The organism is Yoonia sp., assembly GCF_030731595.1.
In the GTDB taxonomy this organism is placed as follows: Bacteria; Pseudomonadota; Alphaproteobacteria; order Rhodobacterales; family Rhodobacteraceae; genus Yoonia.
Genome location: NZ_JANQTS010000149.1, coordinates 1 through 17137, shown reverse-complemented (window position 1 = coordinate 17137; position 17137 = coordinate 1). Strand labels below are relative to the sequence as shown.

The window sequence follows — 17137 nt, the reverse complement described above, 5'->3', positions numbered from 1 at the left end:
CAAACCGCAAGGCGCAAGCCGTCATTGAGAAATGTCATGGATTTGATACGAAAAAGTTTCCGCGCGCTGCGCGATGCAGCAGATAAGGTGGATTTCGATCCACCTTACATCAAAGCACCTTTCAGCGAATTGGCGCTGTCTTCCAGTATCCTGACCCGCCGGACCTGCCCCACCACATCCGCTGGCGCATCTGCATAGACCGCGTGCAGATATTCGGATTTCCCGATCATCTGTCCCGGCTCGCGCCCTGCTTTTTCAAACAAGACCTTCACCTCGCGCCCCACCATCGCGGCCTGCGTCGCCTGTTGCTGTTCGCGCAGCAACCCTTGCAGCCGCTGAAGGCGCGCGTTCATCACCTCCTCGGGGAGTTGCGGCTTTTCCGCCGCCGGCGTGCCCGGACGGGTCGAATACTTGAAGGAATAAGCCTGCCCGTAATGCACATCGCGCACCAGTTGCAGGGTATCCTCAAAGTCCTGATCCGTCTCTCCGGGAAAGCCGACAATGAAATCGCCCGACAGCAGGATATCGGGGCGCGCGGCACGGATACGGGCGATCACCTCCAGATAGCTTTCGGCGGTATGCTTGCGGTTCATCGCCTTCAGAATACGGTCAGACCCCGACTGCACTGGCAGATGCAGGTAAGGCATCAGCTTGTCACACGTGCCATGGGCGTCAATCAAAGCGTCATCCATGTCGTTGGGGTGCGATGTGGTGAAACGGATCCGCTCTAACCCATCCACTTTGTCCAAGGCCCAGATCAATCCGGCCAAACCGCCTTCGTGCCCGTGATAGGCGTTCACGTTCTGGCCGAGAAGTGTGATCTCCTTCACGCCGCTCTCGACCAGTTCATGCGCTTCGCGGATGATACGATCGGCCGGGCGCGAGACTTCGGCCCCGCGCGTGTATGGGACCACGCAGAAAGCGCAGAATTTGTCGCAGCCTTCCTGCACGGTCAGAAACGCGGTCGGGCCGCGTTTGGCTTTGGACCGGGTCTTGAGCGTATCAAACTTGTCATCATCGGGAAAATCAGTGTCCAGCGCCTTGGCCCCTGTCTGGATCGCGTCATCCATGGCTGGCAGCCGGTGATAACTTTGCGGGCCGACCACCAGATCAACCATCGGCTGGCGGCGCATGATCTCTTCGCCCTCGGCTTGGGCGACACAACCCGTCACGCCGATTTTCAGATCGGGGTTGGCGACCTTCAGCGCCTTCATCCGGCCCAGCTCTGAATAGACCTTTTCGGCGGCCTTTTCGCGGATATGGCAGGTATTGAGCAGAATCATATCCGCGTCATCCGGCGTCAGGGTTTCCACATAGCCTTTGCCGCCCAGCGCCTCTGCCATGCGTTCGCTGTCATAGACGTTCATCTGACAGCCATAGGTCTTGATATAAAGCTTTTTGGGCGCGGACATCGGACAGCTCTTGTGTTGGGATCAAGGCTGCGTTCTAGCGCCTTGGGGCATTGCTTGCAATGCGGCGAGATATGACCGATTTTGACCCAGCTTCACACGGATGCCGCAAGTCATGCACTACCGCTCTTTGCCCGCCCTGATCGCAGACGCGAAAAAGACCCCGCGCAAAGGGCCGGTCGCACTGATCCTGATCGAAGACGGTGTAGAAGTGGCGAGCACAATTGCACATCACCACAAAGCGGGCTTTGCCCAGATCATCCTCTTCTGCGCCAAGGACATGGTCTTGCCGGAAAACCTGCCCGACGCGCTGGACCGGGTCGACCACGATGTCAGCGCGCAAGACGCGCTGCAAACCATCCTCAACGCGATAATCAGGGCGCGGCCAGACCAGTGGGTCTATTACTGCTACAACGCCGAATACCTCTATTATCCCTTCTGCGAGACGCGCAGCGTGGGCGAGATGCTGGGGTTCATGACCGAAGAGCGGCGCGACACGGTGATGTCCTACGTTATTGATCTTTACGCGCAGGACCTGAAAGCCCACCCAAGCGGCGTTGACCGCGACACGGCCTATTTCGATAAATCAGGCTATTATGCACTGGCGCGGCACGATGCAGAGGGCGTGCCGCTTGACCGGCAGGTCGACATTTTCGGCGGGCTGAGGTGGCGGTTCGAAGAACATATTCCGAAACTGCGGCAGCGCACGGATCGGGTGTCCTTCTTTCGGGCGACCGCTGGATTGCAGATGCTGCCGGATCGGTCATTCAATAATCCTGAATACAACACATTTTCCTGTCCATGGCATAACAACCTGTCCGCCGCGATCGGATCTTTCCGGACAGCCAAGGCATTGCGGCGCAATCCGGGCAGCCGCGACGTGATCCAAACGTTTCATTGGCCGCAGTCAGAAAAGTTTAGCTGGCAATCTCAGCAGCTATTGGATCTGGGCCTGATGGAACCGGGGCAATGGTTCTGAACTCTGCGCGGGCTTGCGTTGCCTGACGGTGATGCACCGAGGCAAAAGGCCAATCACTTGGCTTGCGGGCCAGACCCGCATGGATCGGGGCCGACCGGATCAGATGCATGTGCAGGTCGTAGTCATCCGCGTCGCGGATCACATGGTCCCAGAACCGGCGCTGCCAGATCCCTTTTTCGCCCCGCCGTGCATGGCTGGGCGGGATGTAATCGGGCGCAGGGGCGTGACGCGAAAAGGTGGATTTGATCATCCGCCAGCGTTTCGAGAAATCGGCGTCGCCCTGAGGCAAGGTCCAGATCATGTGCAGCTTGTTGGGCAGGACAACGGCGGCATCAATCTCGAACGGCCAGCGCTGCATGCAAAGGCGGGTCGCATCCCGCAACAAACCGATATGCGTGACTAGCAGGTCCGAGCGTTGATCCTGCAAGCGCAGGGTAAAGAAATAGGTGCCCCCGGGCACACGAAAGCGGCGGTGATGCGACATGCCGCCAGAGTGCCGTGCCAAGGTTAATGATCGGTAAAGAGGTTTGGACAGGCAAGGTGGATCATGATCCACCTCAGATCATGGACGCTTATGTCCGCCGCAGCCGGATCACGACATCCACCGAAGCAATCTCTGCCCCGGCAGGCGCTTTGGGCAAACGCCGGATTTCCAATTGCTCGGAGGGTGCGTCAGTCAGCTGCGCGGTATCTTCCCAGTAAAAATGCGGATGATCCGTCATATTGGTATCAAAATAGCTTTTCGATCCGTCCACCGTAATCTCGCGCATCAGCCCCGCATCGCAGAAAGCGCGCAACGTATTGTAGACCGTTGCCAGCGACACTTTCTCGTCCGCGTTCGATGCCGCATCAAACAGGCTCTCAGCCGTGACATGCCTGTCCTGCCCATCACCGACGAGCAGCGATGCCAAGGTCATGCGTTGCCGTGTCGGACGCAATCCTGCCCCCGCCAACCACTCCGCGCTACGCTGTGTTTCGATATCTATCATGGTCGCTCTTTTGCTGCCTGTCCCTTACATATGGGAAGTTGACCCTCGGGATCAATTGAAAACAGTCAATAAACGCTGCGGACTTGCCCTCAAGAACGACAGAGTGCTAGAGGTCACCCTGTAGAGCAGAGAAGAACGAGACGCGTAAAATGGCCGATTATCCAACCAGTTTTGACAAAGAGGGTCTGCTGCAATGCGCCCGCGGAGAGCTTTTTGGCGAGGGCAATGCCCAATTGCCCGCACCGCCGATGCTGATGATGGACCGGATCACGGACATTTCGGGCGACGGTGGTTTGCATGGCAAAGGCCATGTCGTCGCGGAATTCGATATTACACCCGACCTTTGGTTCTTTGAATGCCATTTCCCCGGCAACCCGATCATGCCCGGCTGCCTTGGCCTTGACGGCCTGTGGCAATTGACCGGCTTCAACCTTGGCTGGCGCGGCTGGCAAGGGCGCGGCTATGCGCTGGGTGTCGGCGAGGTCAAACTGACCGGCATGGTCCGGCCTGACCGCAAGATGCTGACCTACAAGGTCGATTTCACCAAAGCCATCCAGACCCGCCGCCTGACAATGGGCGTGGCAAACGGGATTGTTGAGGCCGACGGCGAGGTGATTTATCAAGTGACCGATATGAAGGTTGCGCTCTCCGAGAGTTAAGCCGCCGTTTTACTGAATGTAGAGGAGAGGTGCCCATGCGCCGTGTTGTCGTCACCGGTCTCGGGATCGTATCACCGATCGGGAATAGTGCCCAGGAAGTGACCGCCGCGCTGAAAGCGGGCAAATCGGGCATCGAAGCCTCCCCCGAAATGGCAGAGCATGGCTTTCGCAGCCAGATTGCGGGCACGCTCAAGATCGACATCACCGAACATGTGGACAAGCGCACCCTGCGCTTCATGGGCCCCGGTGCGGCCTATGCCCATATCGCGATGGGCCAAGCCATTGCGGACGCAGGACTGAGCGAAGATCAGGTCGTCAACCCGATGACAGGTCTGATTGCGGGCTCGGGCGGTCCGTCGACATCGGCCCTTTTTGCAGCCCACAATATCGTCATGGACACCGGCGCGACCAAGCGGATCGGGCCGTTTGCCGTGCCAAAGGCGATGTCCTCGACGGTCAGCGCGAACCTTGCCACGGCCTATAAGATCAAGGGTATGAACTTTTCCATCACCTCCGCCTGTTCGACCTCGTTACACTGCATCGGCATGGCAGCCCAGCAGATCGCATTGGGCGCGCAGGACATCATGTTCGCAGGCGGCGCGGAAGAGTTGGACTGGACCTTGTCTTGTCTGTTCGACGCCATGGGAGCCATGTCGTCAAAGTATAACGATACACCGCAACGGGCGAGCCGCGCTTTCGATGCAGGCCGCGACGGGTTCGTGATTGCCGGCGGTGGCGCGATCATCGTGCTGGAAAGCCTCGAGAGCGCCCAAGCGCGCGGCGCCAAAATCTATGCCGAAGTGACCGGCTTTGCCGCCACATCCGACGGGGCCGATATGGTGGCCCCATCGGGTGAAGGTGGCGAACGGGCGATGCGCGGCGCGCTCAAGACCCTGCCAGAGGGCCGGAAGGTCAGCTATATCAACGCACATGGCACATCAACCCCGGTCGGTGACGTGGGCGAGGTTGAAGCGGTCCGCCGAGTCTTTGGCCAAGGGTCCACCCCGCCGATCAGTTCGACCAAGTCGATGACAGGCCACAGCCAAGGGGCCACCGGCGCGCAAGAGGCCGTCTATTGCCTGCTGATGTTGCAAGACGACTTTATCGCGCCCTCGATCAACGTCGAAACGCTCGACCCAGCGCTGGACCCAGCCGAGATCGCAACCGCGCTGGTTGAGAATGCGGGGCTGGACACAGTCATGACAAACTCTTTCGGCTTTGGTGGCACGAACGGCTCCATGCTTCTTTCGAAATTCAAAGGGTGATCGGATGACACTTTCGATGCAAGGCAAACGCGGGCTGATCATGGGTGTCGCCAATGAACGCTCTATCGCTTGGGGTATCGCCAAAGCGATGTCCGAGGCCGGTGCGGAACTTGCCTTTACCTATCAGGGCGAGGCCTTCGGCAAGCGGCTTGAACCGCTGGCCCAATCGGTCGGCTCTGACATCATGGTCGATGTCGATGTGACCGATGACGCCAGCATGGATCTGGCCTTTGCCACGCTCAAGGACCGCTGGGGCACGTTGGATTTCGTGGTCCATGCCATCGCCTTTTCGGACAAGAACGAATTGACAGGGCGGTTCATCAATACAAGCCGCGACAACTTTAAGAACTCGCTTGCGATCTCGTGCTATTCCTTCATCGACGTGGCCCGACGCGCATCGGAGCTGATGCCGAACGGTGGCACGCTTTTGACGCTGACCTATCAGGGGTCGAACCGGGTGACACCCTTCTACAATGTGATGGGTGTGGCCAAAGCAGCACTTGAATCGGCAACCCGCTATCTGGCCAATGACCTTGGGCCGCAGGGCATCCGCGTGAACGCAATCAGCCCCGGCCCGATGAAGACCCTTGCAGGTGCAGCGATTGGCGGCGCGCGCAAGACCTACAAACACACCGACATGAACGCGCCCCTGCGGTCGAACGCAACGCTTGAGGCCGTCGGCGGCACGGCGGTCTATCTGGCTTCTGATGCCGGGGCCTGCACCACCGGCGAGATCATCCGCGTCGATGGTGGCTTTCATGTCTTGGGGATGCCCCAGCCGGATCATCTGGTCTGAGGGGCAGTCAAACCCTCTGACGCTGGGCCACCTGCACCTCTCGCATCAGGACAAGTTATGGCGCACCTCCGACACGATGGCGCGCAATCGTTATCTTGCTCCGGGCCGGTTAGTTTCGCGAGACCACGGGAGTCCGTCGCGGGCACTCCGACGCGTCAATTGGTATCACAGTTTAAAGGTTTAAATGAAATGGGTGCGCGCCAGCTCCACCCCAACGTCAAGGTCGTGTTCCGGCGCGGCTACGAGACTGCGGGCAAAACCCCCAAAAAGCAGGCGGTCGTCAATCTGGCGCCCAAGAGCTGATCCCTCGGGCTGCGGCAACAGCAAAATCACAGGTTACTGAAAAGATGTGATTTGGTGTGCCGCCGGTTTGCAGGGATGCTGGGAACATCTTCAATCGATCGTGTCAGGGCGGGCAGACGCGCGCCGGATCAACCCGTGATGTCCAAAGGCCCTTGCATGTATCACATCATTCGCACCGCTATCGCGACACTTCTGGTCGCGCTTTCCCTCACGCAACCGACCCCATTGCAGGCGCAATCAGCAGACCCCCTGCCCGACTATGTCATTGCACAATTCGGTGCGCCCCCGGCGATTCCCGATGGCCCGCTGTCAGAGTCGTTGCAAGAGGCAGTGCGTGTGGTGTTTATCGACAGTCTGGAGCATTCGACATGGGGTCGCGATCAGAACATCGCACTCACCGAGATTGCGGAATCGAAAGACCCGCGCCTGGCCTGGATCATCAGCGACATGATGCGCTTTACCTGGCGCGCCGCCTTTGACGATGCGCTTGCGGATGCAGCGGCCACCCTTTTGGACATTGAAATTCAATCCCACCTGCGTTGGGGGGAAATCACCGACCATCTCATCGCTTGGGATATTCCATCCTATCCGGGATATCTGGACGCCAAACGCGCGATCTTTACCAATTTCGTACCCGGATGGGACCGGATTTTTGTCGAAGGCGATATTGATTGGCGGCTCGTGTCTTGGGGCGGCGTCCTGATTGACGATCGCCCCTATGACACGACGGATGAGGTCTGCAATTGCATTCCAGCCGCCGATAACCCCCAAGTCAGCAGCGCCGAAGATGCGACATGGCTCAGCGACGATGCGATCGTTTTCGGGATCGAGGTCAACGGCGAATTTCGCGCCTACCCCCGCCGCATCATGGAAGTACGTGAGATGGTCAATGACACCTTGGGCGGCAGAGACCTTGGCATTCCGTATTGCACCCTTTGTGGCGCAGCGCAGGCCTATTTCACCGATGAAATGCCCGACGGGATTGAGCGCCCGATCCTGCGCACCTCCGGCCTTCTGATCCGGTCAAACAAAGTCATGTATGACATCCAGACCTATTCGGTGTTTGACACCTTCCTGGGCACCGCGCTCACGGGCCCTTTGGCGGAAAAGAACCTGCAACTGGAGCAAGCGACGGTCATCACCACCGATTGGGGCACTTGGAAAGCCGCGCATCCCCAGACAACTGTGCTTGTCGAGGCGCTCGCCCTTGGTCGTGATTTCGATTTTCGCAATAATCGTGACGCGAACGGGCCGATCTTTCCGGTGGGTGACGTCGACCCGCGGCTTCCCATTCATGAAGATGTCATAGGTGTCATCACAGCCTCTGGTCAGCCCGTCGCCTTTCAACGTGCCACAGCCTTGGTGGCGCTCAAGCAGGGTGCGCAGATCGGCTATGAAAACGTCCGGCTAGAGCTCGCGGCCGGCGGCATCAAGGCTGTTGATGCCGATGGATCCGATCTTGGCAGTCACCAAGCCTTCTGGTTTGCATGGTCCCAGTTCCACCCGGAAACGGCGCTTTGGACCCAGTAAAGCGCAAATCCGGCACTGGAACTGCGATCAGACAGCGATGTTGCGTCTCAGCTTGGACCAGCGCGCTGATCCGCGCCTTTGGCCGAGGCTGATCGCAGGCCGTTCGACAAACACCCAAGAGGCCCAAGCTACAATAAGCAAAGCCGGAAGGACGAGCAGGAAGAGTGTCATCGGTCCGGGGACGAACGCGAAATGATGCAGGCAGAACATCACGGCCAGTTGCTGCAGCGGCCAACCGTAAATGTAAACGCCATAGCTCAGGTCGAGGGGCAGACCCTTGGACCGCCCCCCCAGATAGGCAAGGCACAAGACCGTGTAGCTCAGGACAATGTTGAACCAATAGACCGCTGCAACATCCGGCAGCATGCTCTGACCTGCAAAGGTCACACCCCACAAGAGCGCCGCGATGCGCCAGTCGATCCACAGCCATGCGGCAAATCTATGGGTCAGCACCCCCAGCAGAAACGACACAATCACAACCCGCGTTTCTGCCAGCAGAAACCAGATCCCGCCCATCCCCTTGGGCGCAACCACATGGCCGATGATCGCGATCACCAGAACCGTGCAGCAATAGGCCAGCAAAACCCAGCGCCTTGTAAAGAACGCCCCGCTTGCCACGAAAAGTGCGAGCAAGGCATAGGCACCAACCTCGTGCCGCAGCGACCAGACCGAACCGTTGATGGCATGTTCAAAGGGCAGACCGACAAAGACGTTTGGTCTGCTGAATTCGACAAAGACCAGACTGACAAGGCGACCGGCATAATTCACCACTTGCTGCAGCGTCGGATCGATCCATGCGCCCGCCACAATCAAGAAGAGAGGCACCGCCAGCGCGCAAACGATCAGGCCCGGAAAAATGCGCATGACGCGCGCCAGAGCGAACCCGAAAAGATCACCTTGGCGGCGAAACGCACTTTGCGTCACCAGAAGACCCGAAATAAAGAAAAACATATTGAGCGCGTATTCATGGAAGCCGCGCCGCAAAAAATCTTGCAGCGGCACTTGGGCATCAGGCCCAGTGCTGATGTGCCAGCAGTGCCCAAGCACCACAAGCAAGGCCAGTCCGAGCCGGATCTGATCAAACCGGTTCTCACGTTCTGTGAGGAAAGATGTCATATACATGTGCGGTCCGGGCCAGCAGCGACAGACTGTCGACCTCTTCTCCAATTGTCCAAAAACTCAGGTTTTTCTAAGCAAACGGACCACCAAAGTAACCAAGGTTTACGGATAACCTTCATACCCATCCGGATAGAAAATCAGCAAGAAACGGTGGATCTGCACGTAGATGAATCAGGACTCGCAGTTTCGCCGAATCGAAGACTGTGAATGAGAGTGAGACGAAGACCCGACAAATCACAGGAGTCTTTTCAAAGCCGGGCAGCGAGGTGCCCGAGCTGACGCGATTTCGAGATCAGTTGAGATGTCGACAAACATCGAACGGTGACCGTTCTACCGACCGACCGGCGTTCTAGTTTCTCCAACGCGCATTTGAATTGGAGTTACCGCCATTTGCGTTGGCGCAGCCCGGATTGTTGCCGCCATTGCCACGGCTACCGTTGTTGCCGCAAGTATTGCTGCCGCCGTTGCTGTTGCCGTTGCCGCTATTGCCGCCACCGCTATTGCCGTTGCCGTTGTTACCGCCGCCGCCGTTGCCGCCGCCGCTGTTGCCGTTACCGCCGCCGCTATTGCCGCCGCCGCTGTTGTTGCCGCCACCGGTGTTACCGTTTCCGCTGCCGCCGCCGCTGTTGTTTCCGCCGCTGTGATCGCCTGTTTCATTTGGCGGATAGGGCGACTGGAGCGATGCTATGACATCATCCAAAAAATGCGGTGGTCCCAGCCATGATAGGCTGGGCCACAAACAACCCAAATGTCACGACGACTGCGTTCAGTACAACATAGTCAACAGTGACCAGGCCGCTCTCGTCTTTCCGAAACGCCCTGAAAAACGCGGGGATACTCGTTAAGCTCTTCATTTCGATACACTGCGCAAAAACAAGCGCACACCTATTACAACTGCTACTCCGCGTTTTCTATGCCCTCGCGAGAAACGAAGGAAGGGTGGCATCGGGATAATGACCTATCCAATCGGATAGTTGCGACGCGCGCAGCGCCCTTTGATCTTCAGCGCGAACCTTACGCCGCATCAATCCCGACAACCTCGATCGCAAAGTTCAGGTCCTGCCCTGCCAGAGGATGGTTTGCGTCAAGTGTCACTTCGGTCTCGGTCACTTCCGCGACGGTGACAGGCAAGACCTGTCCTTGCGGGGTCTGCATCTGCAACTGCGTACCAACCTCAAGCGGGATATCTGCGGGGATGCCTTCGCGCGGGACGGCTTGGCGGGCCTCCGGATTGCTTTCGCCATAGGCCTGCGCACAGGGTACGGCGACCATTTTCCTGTCCCCAACAGCCATGCCCGGAATGGCGGCATCCAGCCCTGAAATGATCTGGCCCGAGCCCACGACAAACTCCAGCGGATCACGCCCTTCGGAACTGTCAAATGTCTCTCCGGAGTTCAAGGTGCCGGTATAATTGATCCTTACGGTATCACCTGGTTTTGCTTGGCTCATCTGTCTCGCCTTTCTGGTTCCTAAAATTTAAGGGGCAGAGGCTAAAGGATGCAGTTCCGACATGCAAACGGATTGCCCCTTTTCGCCCGGACCCTCCCGTGACACGATGCAGCGAACGGAGAATATCATGCCCATCACGACCTGTATCTTTGACGCCTATGGCACCCTGTTTGACGTCAACGCCGCCGCAATGCAGGCCGCAAAAGAGCCCGCCCAAGCCGATCTGGCCGCCGTCTGGCCTGCACTTGCCCGCGATTGGCGCATGAAGCAGTTGCAATACACGTGGCTGCGTGCGGTCGCCGGACGGCACTGTGATTTCTGGCAGGTGACCAAGGACGGTCTGGACTGGGCGATGCAGGCGCATGGTTTGACGCAAGACGCCACGCGCAAGCGCCTGTTGGAGCTTTACTGGGAGCTTGCGACCTTTCCCGAGGTACCTGCGATGCTTGCTGCCCTCAAAGCCAAAGGCATGACGACCGCGATCCTGTCCAATGGTTCGCCCGATATGCTGGATGCGGCTGTGTCTTCGGCAGGTATAGGCGATCTGCTTGATGCGGTACTCAGCGTGGACGAGGTCGGCGTGTTCAAGCCCCATGACCGGGTTTACGATCTGGTCTTGGCAAGGTTCGGTTGTACCCGCGACGCGGTATTGTTCGTATCATCCAATGGCTGGGATGCGGCGGGTGCGTCGGGTTACGGTTTCCAGACCGTCTGGGTCAATCGCGCAGGCGAACCGGTGGACAGGCTTTATGCCACGCCGCACCACATCCTGAGCGACCTCGTAAAAATTCCGGATTTTGTCTGATGCCGGTTTTCACCTCAACAGACGGGCTTTCACTGCATTACACGGACGCAGGCGCAGGTCTGCCGGTGATCGCCTTGGCGGGGCTAACCCGCAATGGCGCGGATTTCGACCATGTTGCCCCGTACCTGCCCGTTCGCCTGATCCGCCCCGATTATCGCGGGCGTGGGCAATCGGACTGGGCCGATCCCGCGACCTATACCATCCCGCAAGAGGCCGCCGATGTGCTGACCCTGATGGATCATCTGGGGCTGGAAAAGGCCGCGATCCTGGGCACATCGCGGGGGGGTCTTATCGCGATGGTGCTCGCGGCGACGGCCAAAGACAGGCTGCTGGGTGTGGCGCTGAATGATATTGGCCCCGTGATTGCCGACAAGGGTCTTGAAGTGATCAAGGGATATATCGGCCGCAACCCTGCCCAAAAAACCTATGCCGAAGCGGCAGAGGCCCGCGCCAAGCTCTCGACCCATTTCGAGGGCGTGCCCATGGACCGCTGGCTGGCCGAGGTTCAGGCGCATTATGCGCAGACACCTGACGGGCTGGTGATCCGCTATGATCCCAAATTGCGCGACGCGGTTCTGGCGGCAGGCGCGCAACCTGCGCCCGATCTGTGGCCGCTCTTCGATGCGCTGGCAGGTCTGCCATTGGCCTTGATCCGGGGTACGAACTCGGAGCTGCTAAGCGTTGAGACCGCAGACGAAATGACCCGCCGCCGCCCGGATATGATCCGCGCCGATGTCCCGGGGCGCGGGCATGTGCCCTTCCTTGATGAACCCCAAGCGCTGGACGCGCTGCACTTTTGGCTGGAGAAACTACAATGAATATCGACATGATCCGCGCCGCCGCGACCCGCCTTGCGGGCCATGCAAGGCGCACGCCGATCCTGACCTCGCCCTTTCTGGACGAGATCGCGGGGCGCCGCGTTTTCGTCAAGGCCGAGTGCTTGCAGCACACCGGATCATTCAAGTTTCGGGGCGGTTGGTCGGCGGTCTCGGCCCTGACCGACAATGCGTTGAAGACTGGCGTGATCGCCTTCTCCAGTGGCAACCATGCGCAGGGTGTGGCCTTGGCGGCCCGCGAACATGGCGCGCCAGCAGTGATCATCATGCCGGCCGATGCGCCTGTGGTGAAGATCGAGAATACGCGCGCTTTGGGTGCAGAGGTCGTGCTGTATGACCGCGCAACCGAGGATCGCGACGAAATTGGCGCAAGACTGGCCAGTGCGCGCGGGCTGACGCTGATCAAACCCTATGACGAACCATTGGTGATCGCAGGACAGGGCACAACAGGGCTGGAGATTGCCGAGGACATGAATGCATTGGGCGTGACCGATGCCGATGTGATGGTCTGTTGCGGTGGCGGGGGTTTGACATCGGGGATCGCGCTTGCACTCGCTGCTGATGCTCCGGGGCTGCGGGTCCGGCCTGCGGAACCCGAAGAGTTTGATGATGTCACCCGATCACTCGCCAGCGGCAAAATCGAACGGAACACGCGGCTGGGTGGGTCGCTCTGCGATGCCATCGTCACCCCACAACCCGGCAACCTGACCTTTCCGATCATGCAGGCGCTCTGCGGCCCCGGTGTTGTCGTGACTGAAACAGAGTGTTTGCGGGCCATGGCCGTTGCATTCGACAGGCTCAAGATCGTCGTGGAACCGGGCGGGGCTGCGGCTTTGGCTGCGGCCTTGTTCCACCCAGATGCCTTTGCGGGCGACGCGGTTGTGGCGGTCACCACAGGCGGGAACGTCGACCCGGCCGTGTTCAAAATGGCATTGGAGACGATGTGATGGCGCAAGTGAAACGCGATGGTGTCACGCTGCATGTGGATGTGCAGGGGCCAGAGAACGGGCCAATCGTGGTCTTTTCAAATTCCTTGGGCAGCACGCTGCATCTATGGGACGGGATCTTGCCGCTTTTGCCCGAAGGCCTGCGCATCATCCGCTATGACATGCGCGGGCACGGGCGGTCAGATGCACCCGAGGCTCCCTACTCCATGGGGCAGTTGATCAGCGATGCAGAAGCTGTCTGCGATGCCTATACCGTCCGCGATGCGATGTTTGTGGGTCTGTCAGTCGGGGGAATGGTGGCACAAGGGCTGGCGGTGAAACGGCCCGATATCATGCGCGCGATGGTGCTGTCGAATACCGCCGCCAAAATCGGCAATCCCAAGCTTTGGCAAGACAGGATCGCGGCGGTCACTGCCAAGGGCATGGCGGGCTTGTCGGACGAGATCATGAAGCGCTGGTTCAGCAGTCATTTTTACGGCACGGCGGCGATGGCACCATGGCAGGCCATGGTCGAGGCAACGCCGGTGCAGGGCTATGCAGGCGTTTGTGCGGCGATTGCGGGTACGGATTTCTACACGCCCACCAGCGGCTTGCGCCTGCCCACCTTGGGCATCGCAGGGACCGAAGACGGTTCCACGCCGCCTGATCTGGTCCGTGAAACGGTGGATCTGATCCCCGGATCGCAATTCGCACTGATGCGACGGGTGGGGCATTTGCCCTGCGTCGAGGACCCCGAACGCTTTGCCAGCCACCTGTCGGACTTCCTTCGCGATACCGGGCATGTCTGACCTGATTGACAGGCCAAATTGACACGCCGGCCAGACAGCGCTTGCAAAGTTATCCGCACTGATTATTCCTGCACGGATGAATAAACGCCTTCCCATCACTTTCATCCTGATCTCGGTCGTTCTGGATAGTATGGGAATCGGGCTGATCATGCCGGTGATGCCCGACCTGATCCAAGAGGTGGAAGGCGCAGGGCTGGGGACTGCGGCAGTCTGGGGCGGGATCCTCGCCACCATCTTCGCGGCGATGCAATTTCTGTTCGGGCCAACAATCGGCAGCGTTTCCGATCGCTTCGGGCGCAGGCCGGTGCTGATCATCTCGCTGGTGGTGATGGCACTGGACTATGTGCTGATGGCACTGGCCCACACCATCTGGCTGTTGATCATCGCGCGGATCATTGGCGGGATCACGGCGGCCACGCAATCAACCTCGGCAGCCTATATGGCCGATATTTCAAAGCCCGAAGAAAAGGCCGCGAACTTCGGTCTGATCGGTGCTGCCTTTGGTGTGGGCTTTATTCTGGGGCCATTGATGGGCGGATTGCTGGCAGAATACGGCACCCGCGCACCATTCTGGGCAGCAGCCTTTCTCGCAACGGCGAACGCGGTCTTTGGCTACTATGTGCTGCCCGAAACGGTCACCGACAGCATTCGTCGGCCCTTTTCATGGAAACGGGCGAACCCTTTGGGGGCCTTTCGCAACATCGGATCGCTGCCCGGCCTGAAACGGCTGATGCTGATCACCTTTGTCTATACGATCGCCTTTTTCGTCTATCCCGGCGTCTGGGCCTATTATGGGGCAGAGCGTTTCGGCTGGGGTCCGGGCATGATCGGGGTGTCGCTGGCTGTCTTCGGGATCGGGATCGCGGTGGTGCAAGGCCTCCTGATCCGGCCCATCATCAGACGGATCGGTGAACGCAAAGCGGTGATCCTGGGGCTGTCGATTGATGTGGCCGCATTCATCGCGCTTGGGTTTGTCACGCAAGGGTGGATCGCACTGGCCATGACCCCGCTGACCGCTTTGGGGTCCATCGCAGGGCCTGCATTGCAAGGGATCATGTCACGCACGGCGGCAGACAACCAGCAGGGCGAATTGCAAGGCACCGTGAGTTCGATCAATGCGGTGGCCACGATCATCGCGCCTTTGATGGTTACGCAGACCTTTTGGTATTTCACGCATGAGAGCGCTCCGGTATACCTGCCCGGCGCGCCTTTCTTGCTATCTGCAGTCCTGACACTCGGGTGCATCGTCGTCTTTGCGCAAACGCCAAGACCAAAGCGCGCGCGGGTCCCGTAAGGTCGCGTTCTGACTTGCAGCCCGCTTGAACAGGCCGCAAGGTGGCCCAAACGCCTTTGCACGGAACCTTCTCATGCCACAGATCAAAGCCGCTGTTTGCCGTGAATTTGGCGCACCCTTGACGATTGAAACGGTGACACTCGCAGCCCCCCAATTGGGCGAGGTCGAGGTGACGCTCAAGGCCTGTGCGATCTGCCATTCGGATATTTCCTATATCGACGGCGGCTGGGGCGGGACCTTGCCTGCGGTCTATGGGCATGAGGCCGCCGGTCACGTCTCTGCCTTGGGCCAAGGCGTGCGCGGTGTGGCAGTCGGCGATCCGGTCGTGGTCACGCTGATCCGCGCCTGTGGCAGCTGCCCGTCCTGTGCTGGCGGCAAACCGGTGGCGTGCGAAAGCGATATGGCCAGCGGACCATTGACGGATGCGCAAGGTGCGCCCCTGCATCAGGCGATGCACACCGGCGGTTTTGCCGAAAAAGTCGTGGTCGACCAGAGTCAGGTCGTGAAACTGTCCCCCGACATCGGGATGGAAGCGGCATCCTTGCTGGCCTGCGGCGTCATCACCGGTGTTGGTGCCGTGGTCAATGCAGCCGGCCTGCGCGCAGGGCAGGACGTTGTGGTGATCGGGGCCGGTGGCGTCGGTCTGAATGCTATTCAGGGCGCGCGGATTGCAGGTGCGCGGCGGATTGTTGCCGTGGATATGTCCGCAGAAAAACTGGCGATAGCTAAGGAATTCGGGGCGACCCACGGCGTGCTGGCAACAGCGGACAAACCGTGGCGGCTTGCGAAACAGGCGTTGGGGCGTGGGGCTGATGCGGTCTTTGTCACCGTTGGTGCCATACCAGCCTATGACACCTCAACACGATATCTGGCCAATGGCGGCAAGGTGATCATGGTCGGGATGCCCCATTCAGGCGCTATGGCGACCTATGAGCCGGTGATGCTGGCGGCAACGGGTCAGGGCATGGTGGGCTCCAAGATGGGCGATGTGGTGATTTCCCGCGATATCCCCTGGATGGTCGATCTTTATGAACAGGGTCGTCTAAAGCTGGACGAGCTGATTTCAGGACGCTGGTCATTGGAGCAAATCAACGAGGCGATTGCCGATACCAAAACGGGCAGCGCCAAGCGGAATGTCATCGTTTTCGATTAAGGCGGATCAGTCAGTAAGGTGGATCGTGATCCACCTTACCCGTCCATCGCGCGGTCATCCCAGTCATAGACGACAATGTCAGCCGTCTCTCGCGCACCCAACGACTGATAGAGAGCCCGCGCAGGGCCATTATCCATTTCCGTCGCCAGCCAGATCCCCGCGCAGCCCCGCGCGCGCGCAATCTGCATCAGCTTTGTGCAGAGCTGCTTTGCGATCCCCTGTCTCTGCCAATCATCGCGCACGCCCACTTCCGCCACAAAGAAAGCAGGCGGCTTGTCGGGGTGGAACATGATCTGCCCCGTCGCCATTCCGACAACCTGCGGACCCGCAAAAGCCACAACAATCTCGTGCAGCGGATCGTCCAGAAATGCACGGGCCTGATCGGCCCGGATGGGATTATCAAACAGACCCTCCTGCACTTGCAGCAGAACCTCCAGATCATCTGGACCTAGCTGTCGAAGCGTGATTGTCTCGCCCATGAATTCGCTCCTTTCGAAAGACCTCAGCCATGAAACTTGCCGATCTCGAGATCATTGTCACGGCGCCTCCCGCCCCCGGATGGGGCGGTCGTTACTGGATCATCCCCAAGGTGACCACCGACACCGGCATCGTGGGCTACGGCGAATGCTATGCCTCCTCGATCGGGCCAGAGGCGATGAAGGCCGTGATCACCGACGTTTTCGCGCGGCACATGGCCGGCGAGAACCCCGAGAATATAGAGTTGATGTACCGCCGCGTCTATTCCGCAGGTTTCACCCAGCGCCCTGACCTGACTGTCATCGGCGCGTGGTCCGGGCTGGAAATGGCCTGCTGGGA

At 59.3% G+C, this 17137-nt stretch carries 18 protein-coding genes and 1 pseudogene; 12 read left to right on the top strand and 7 right to left on the bottom strand.

Annotated elements, in window-relative coordinates; translation table 11 throughout:
- Positions 1 to 104: 104 nt before the first annotated feature.
- On the bottom strand, positions 105 to 1412 hold the full coding sequence (miaB, locus tag NWQ23_RS16445; protein WP_306167477.1) for a tRNA (N6-isopentenyl adenosine(37)-C2)-methylthiotransferase MiaB: 1308 nt from the start codon (positions 1410 to 1412) through the stop codon (positions 105 to 107).
- 112 nt (positions 1413 to 1524) lie between these two features.
- Between miaB and NWQ23_RS16440 the strand changes: the two genes are divergently transcribed.
- A complete protein-coding gene (locus NWQ23_RS16440; protein WP_372340144.1) occupies positions 1525 to 2388 on the top strand; it encodes a glycosyltransferase family 2 protein in 864 nt (287 codons plus the stop codon).
- Here the strand turns inward: NWQ23_RS16440 and NWQ23_RS16435 are convergent.
- A complete protein-coding gene (locus NWQ23_RS16435) occupies positions 2327 to 2872 on the bottom strand; it encodes a transposase (protein WP_306167475.1) in 546 nt (181 codons plus the stop codon). The genes NWQ23_RS16440 and NWQ23_RS16435 overlap by 62 nt on opposite strands.
- Positions 2873 to 2960: 88 nt before the next feature.
- Positions 2961 to 3377, bottom strand: a complete 417-nt coding sequence (irr, locus tag NWQ23_RS16430; protein ID WP_306167474.1) for a Fur family transcriptional regulator Irr — start codon at positions 3375 to 3377, stop codon at positions 2961 to 2963.
- A 149-nt stretch (positions 3378 to 3526) separates the two neighbouring features.
- Here irr and fabA point away from each other — a divergent pair, with 149 nt between their 5' ends.
- The 4 genes from fabA (at position 3527) to NWQ23_RS16410 (ending at position 7930) form a co-directional block, all read left to right on the top strand.
- On the top strand, positions 3527 to 4036 hold the full coding sequence (gene fabA / locus NWQ23_RS16425; protein ID WP_306167473.1) for a bifunctional 3-hydroxydecanoyl-ACP dehydratase/trans-2-decenoyl-ACP isomerase: 510 nt from the start codon (positions 3527 to 3529) through the stop codon (positions 4034 to 4036).
- A gap of 35 nt (positions 4037 to 4071) precedes the next feature.
- Positions 4072 to 5301, top strand: a complete 1230-nt coding sequence (locus NWQ23_RS16420; RefSeq protein ID WP_306167472.1) for a beta-ketoacyl synthase N-terminal-like domain-containing protein — start codon at positions 4072 to 4074, stop codon at positions 5299 to 5301.
- Positions 5302 to 5305: 4 nt separating this feature from the next.
- Positions 5306 to 6097: an enoyl-ACP reductase gene (locus tag NWQ23_RS16415; RefSeq protein WP_306167471.1), complete on the top strand. Its 792-nt coding sequence runs from the start codon at positions 5306 to 5308 to the stop codon at positions 6095 to 6097.
- 459 nt (positions 6098 to 6556) lie between these two features.
- Positions 6557 to 7930: a DUF3179 domain-containing (seleno)protein gene (locus NWQ23_RS16410; protein ID WP_306167470.1), complete on the top strand. Its 1374-nt coding sequence runs from the start codon at positions 6557 to 6559 to the stop codon at positions 7928 to 7930.
- 27 nt (positions 7931 to 7957) lie between these two features.
- Here NWQ23_RS16410 and NWQ23_RS16405 read toward each other — a convergent pair whose 3' ends face one another.
- The 3 genes from NWQ23_RS16405 to NWQ23_RS16395 form a co-directional block, all read right to left on the bottom strand.
- The gene (locus NWQ23_RS16405; RefSeq protein WP_306167469.1) at positions 7958 to 9052 is read right to left on the bottom strand and encodes an acyltransferase; all 1095 of its coding nucleotides are present in this window, start codon (positions 9050 to 9052) and stop codon (positions 7958 to 7960) included.
- A 346-nt stretch (positions 9053 to 9398) separates the two neighbouring features.
- Positions 9399 to 9788, bottom strand: a complete 390-nt coding sequence (locus NWQ23_RS16400; RefSeq protein ID WP_306167468.1) for a hypothetical protein — start codon at positions 9786 to 9788, stop codon at positions 9399 to 9401.
- A 275-nt stretch (positions 9789 to 10063) separates the two neighbouring features.
- Positions 10064 to 10498 carry a peptidylprolyl isomerase gene (locus NWQ23_RS16395; RefSeq protein ID WP_306167467.1) on the bottom strand — a complete coding sequence of 145 codons (435 nt, stop codon included), beginning with the start codon at positions 10496 to 10498 and terminating at the stop codon, positions 10064 to 10066.
- A gap of 127 nt (positions 10499 to 10625) precedes the next feature.
- Between NWQ23_RS16395 and NWQ23_RS16390 the strand changes: the two genes are divergently transcribed.
- The 6 genes from NWQ23_RS16390 (at position 10626) to NWQ23_RS16365 (ending at position 16321) form a co-directional block, all read left to right on the top strand.
- Positions 10626 to 11303 (top strand): haloacid dehalogenase type II, encoded by a 678-nt coding sequence (locus NWQ23_RS16390; protein ID WP_306167466.1) that lies wholly within the window; start codon positions 10626 to 10628, stop codon positions 11301 to 11303.
- The gene (locus NWQ23_RS16385; protein WP_306167465.1) at positions 11303 to 12121 is read left to right on the top strand and encodes an alpha/beta fold hydrolase; all 819 of its coding nucleotides are present in this window, start codon (positions 11303 to 11305) and stop codon (positions 12119 to 12121) included. Before NWQ23_RS16390 ends, NWQ23_RS16385 begins: the two co-directional genes overlap by 1 nt.
- Entirely contained in the window at positions 12118 to 13086 is a 969-nt protein-coding gene (locus NWQ23_RS16380; RefSeq protein ID WP_306167464.1) for a threonine/serine dehydratase, read from the top strand. Before NWQ23_RS16385 ends, NWQ23_RS16380 begins: the two co-directional genes overlap by 4 nt.
- Positions 13086 to 13874, top strand: a complete 789-nt coding sequence (gene pcaD, locus NWQ23_RS16375) for a 3-oxoadipate enol-lactonase (protein WP_306167463.1) — start codon at positions 13086 to 13088, stop codon at positions 13872 to 13874. Before NWQ23_RS16380 ends, pcaD begins: the two co-directional genes overlap by 1 nt.
- 76 nt (positions 13875 to 13950) lie before the next feature.
- Positions 13951 to 15168 carry a TCR/Tet family MFS transporter gene (locus tag NWQ23_RS16370; protein WP_306167462.1) on the top strand — a complete coding sequence of 406 codons (1218 nt, stop codon included), beginning with the start codon at positions 13951 to 13953 and terminating at the stop codon, positions 15166 to 15168.
- Between the two features lie 73 nt (positions 15169 to 15241).
- Positions 15242 to 16321, top strand: a complete 1080-nt coding sequence (locus NWQ23_RS16365; RefSeq protein WP_306167461.1) for a Zn-dependent alcohol dehydrogenase — start codon at positions 15242 to 15244, stop codon at positions 16319 to 16321.
- A gap of 35 nt (positions 16322 to 16356) precedes the next feature.
- Here the strand turns inward: NWQ23_RS16365 and NWQ23_RS16360 are convergent, their stop codons facing one another.
- Complete coding sequence (locus tag NWQ23_RS16360; RefSeq protein WP_306167460.1) at positions 16357 to 16800, bottom strand: GNAT family N-acetyltransferase; 444 nt, start codon at positions 16798 to 16800, stop codon at positions 16357 to 16359.
- A 29-nt stretch (positions 16801 to 16829) separates the two neighbouring features.
- Between NWQ23_RS16360 and NWQ23_RS16355 the strand changes: the two are divergent.
- Positions 16830 to 17137, top strand: a pseudogene (locus tag NWQ23_RS16355) (mandelate racemase/muconate lactonizing enzyme family protein); the annotation flags it as partial.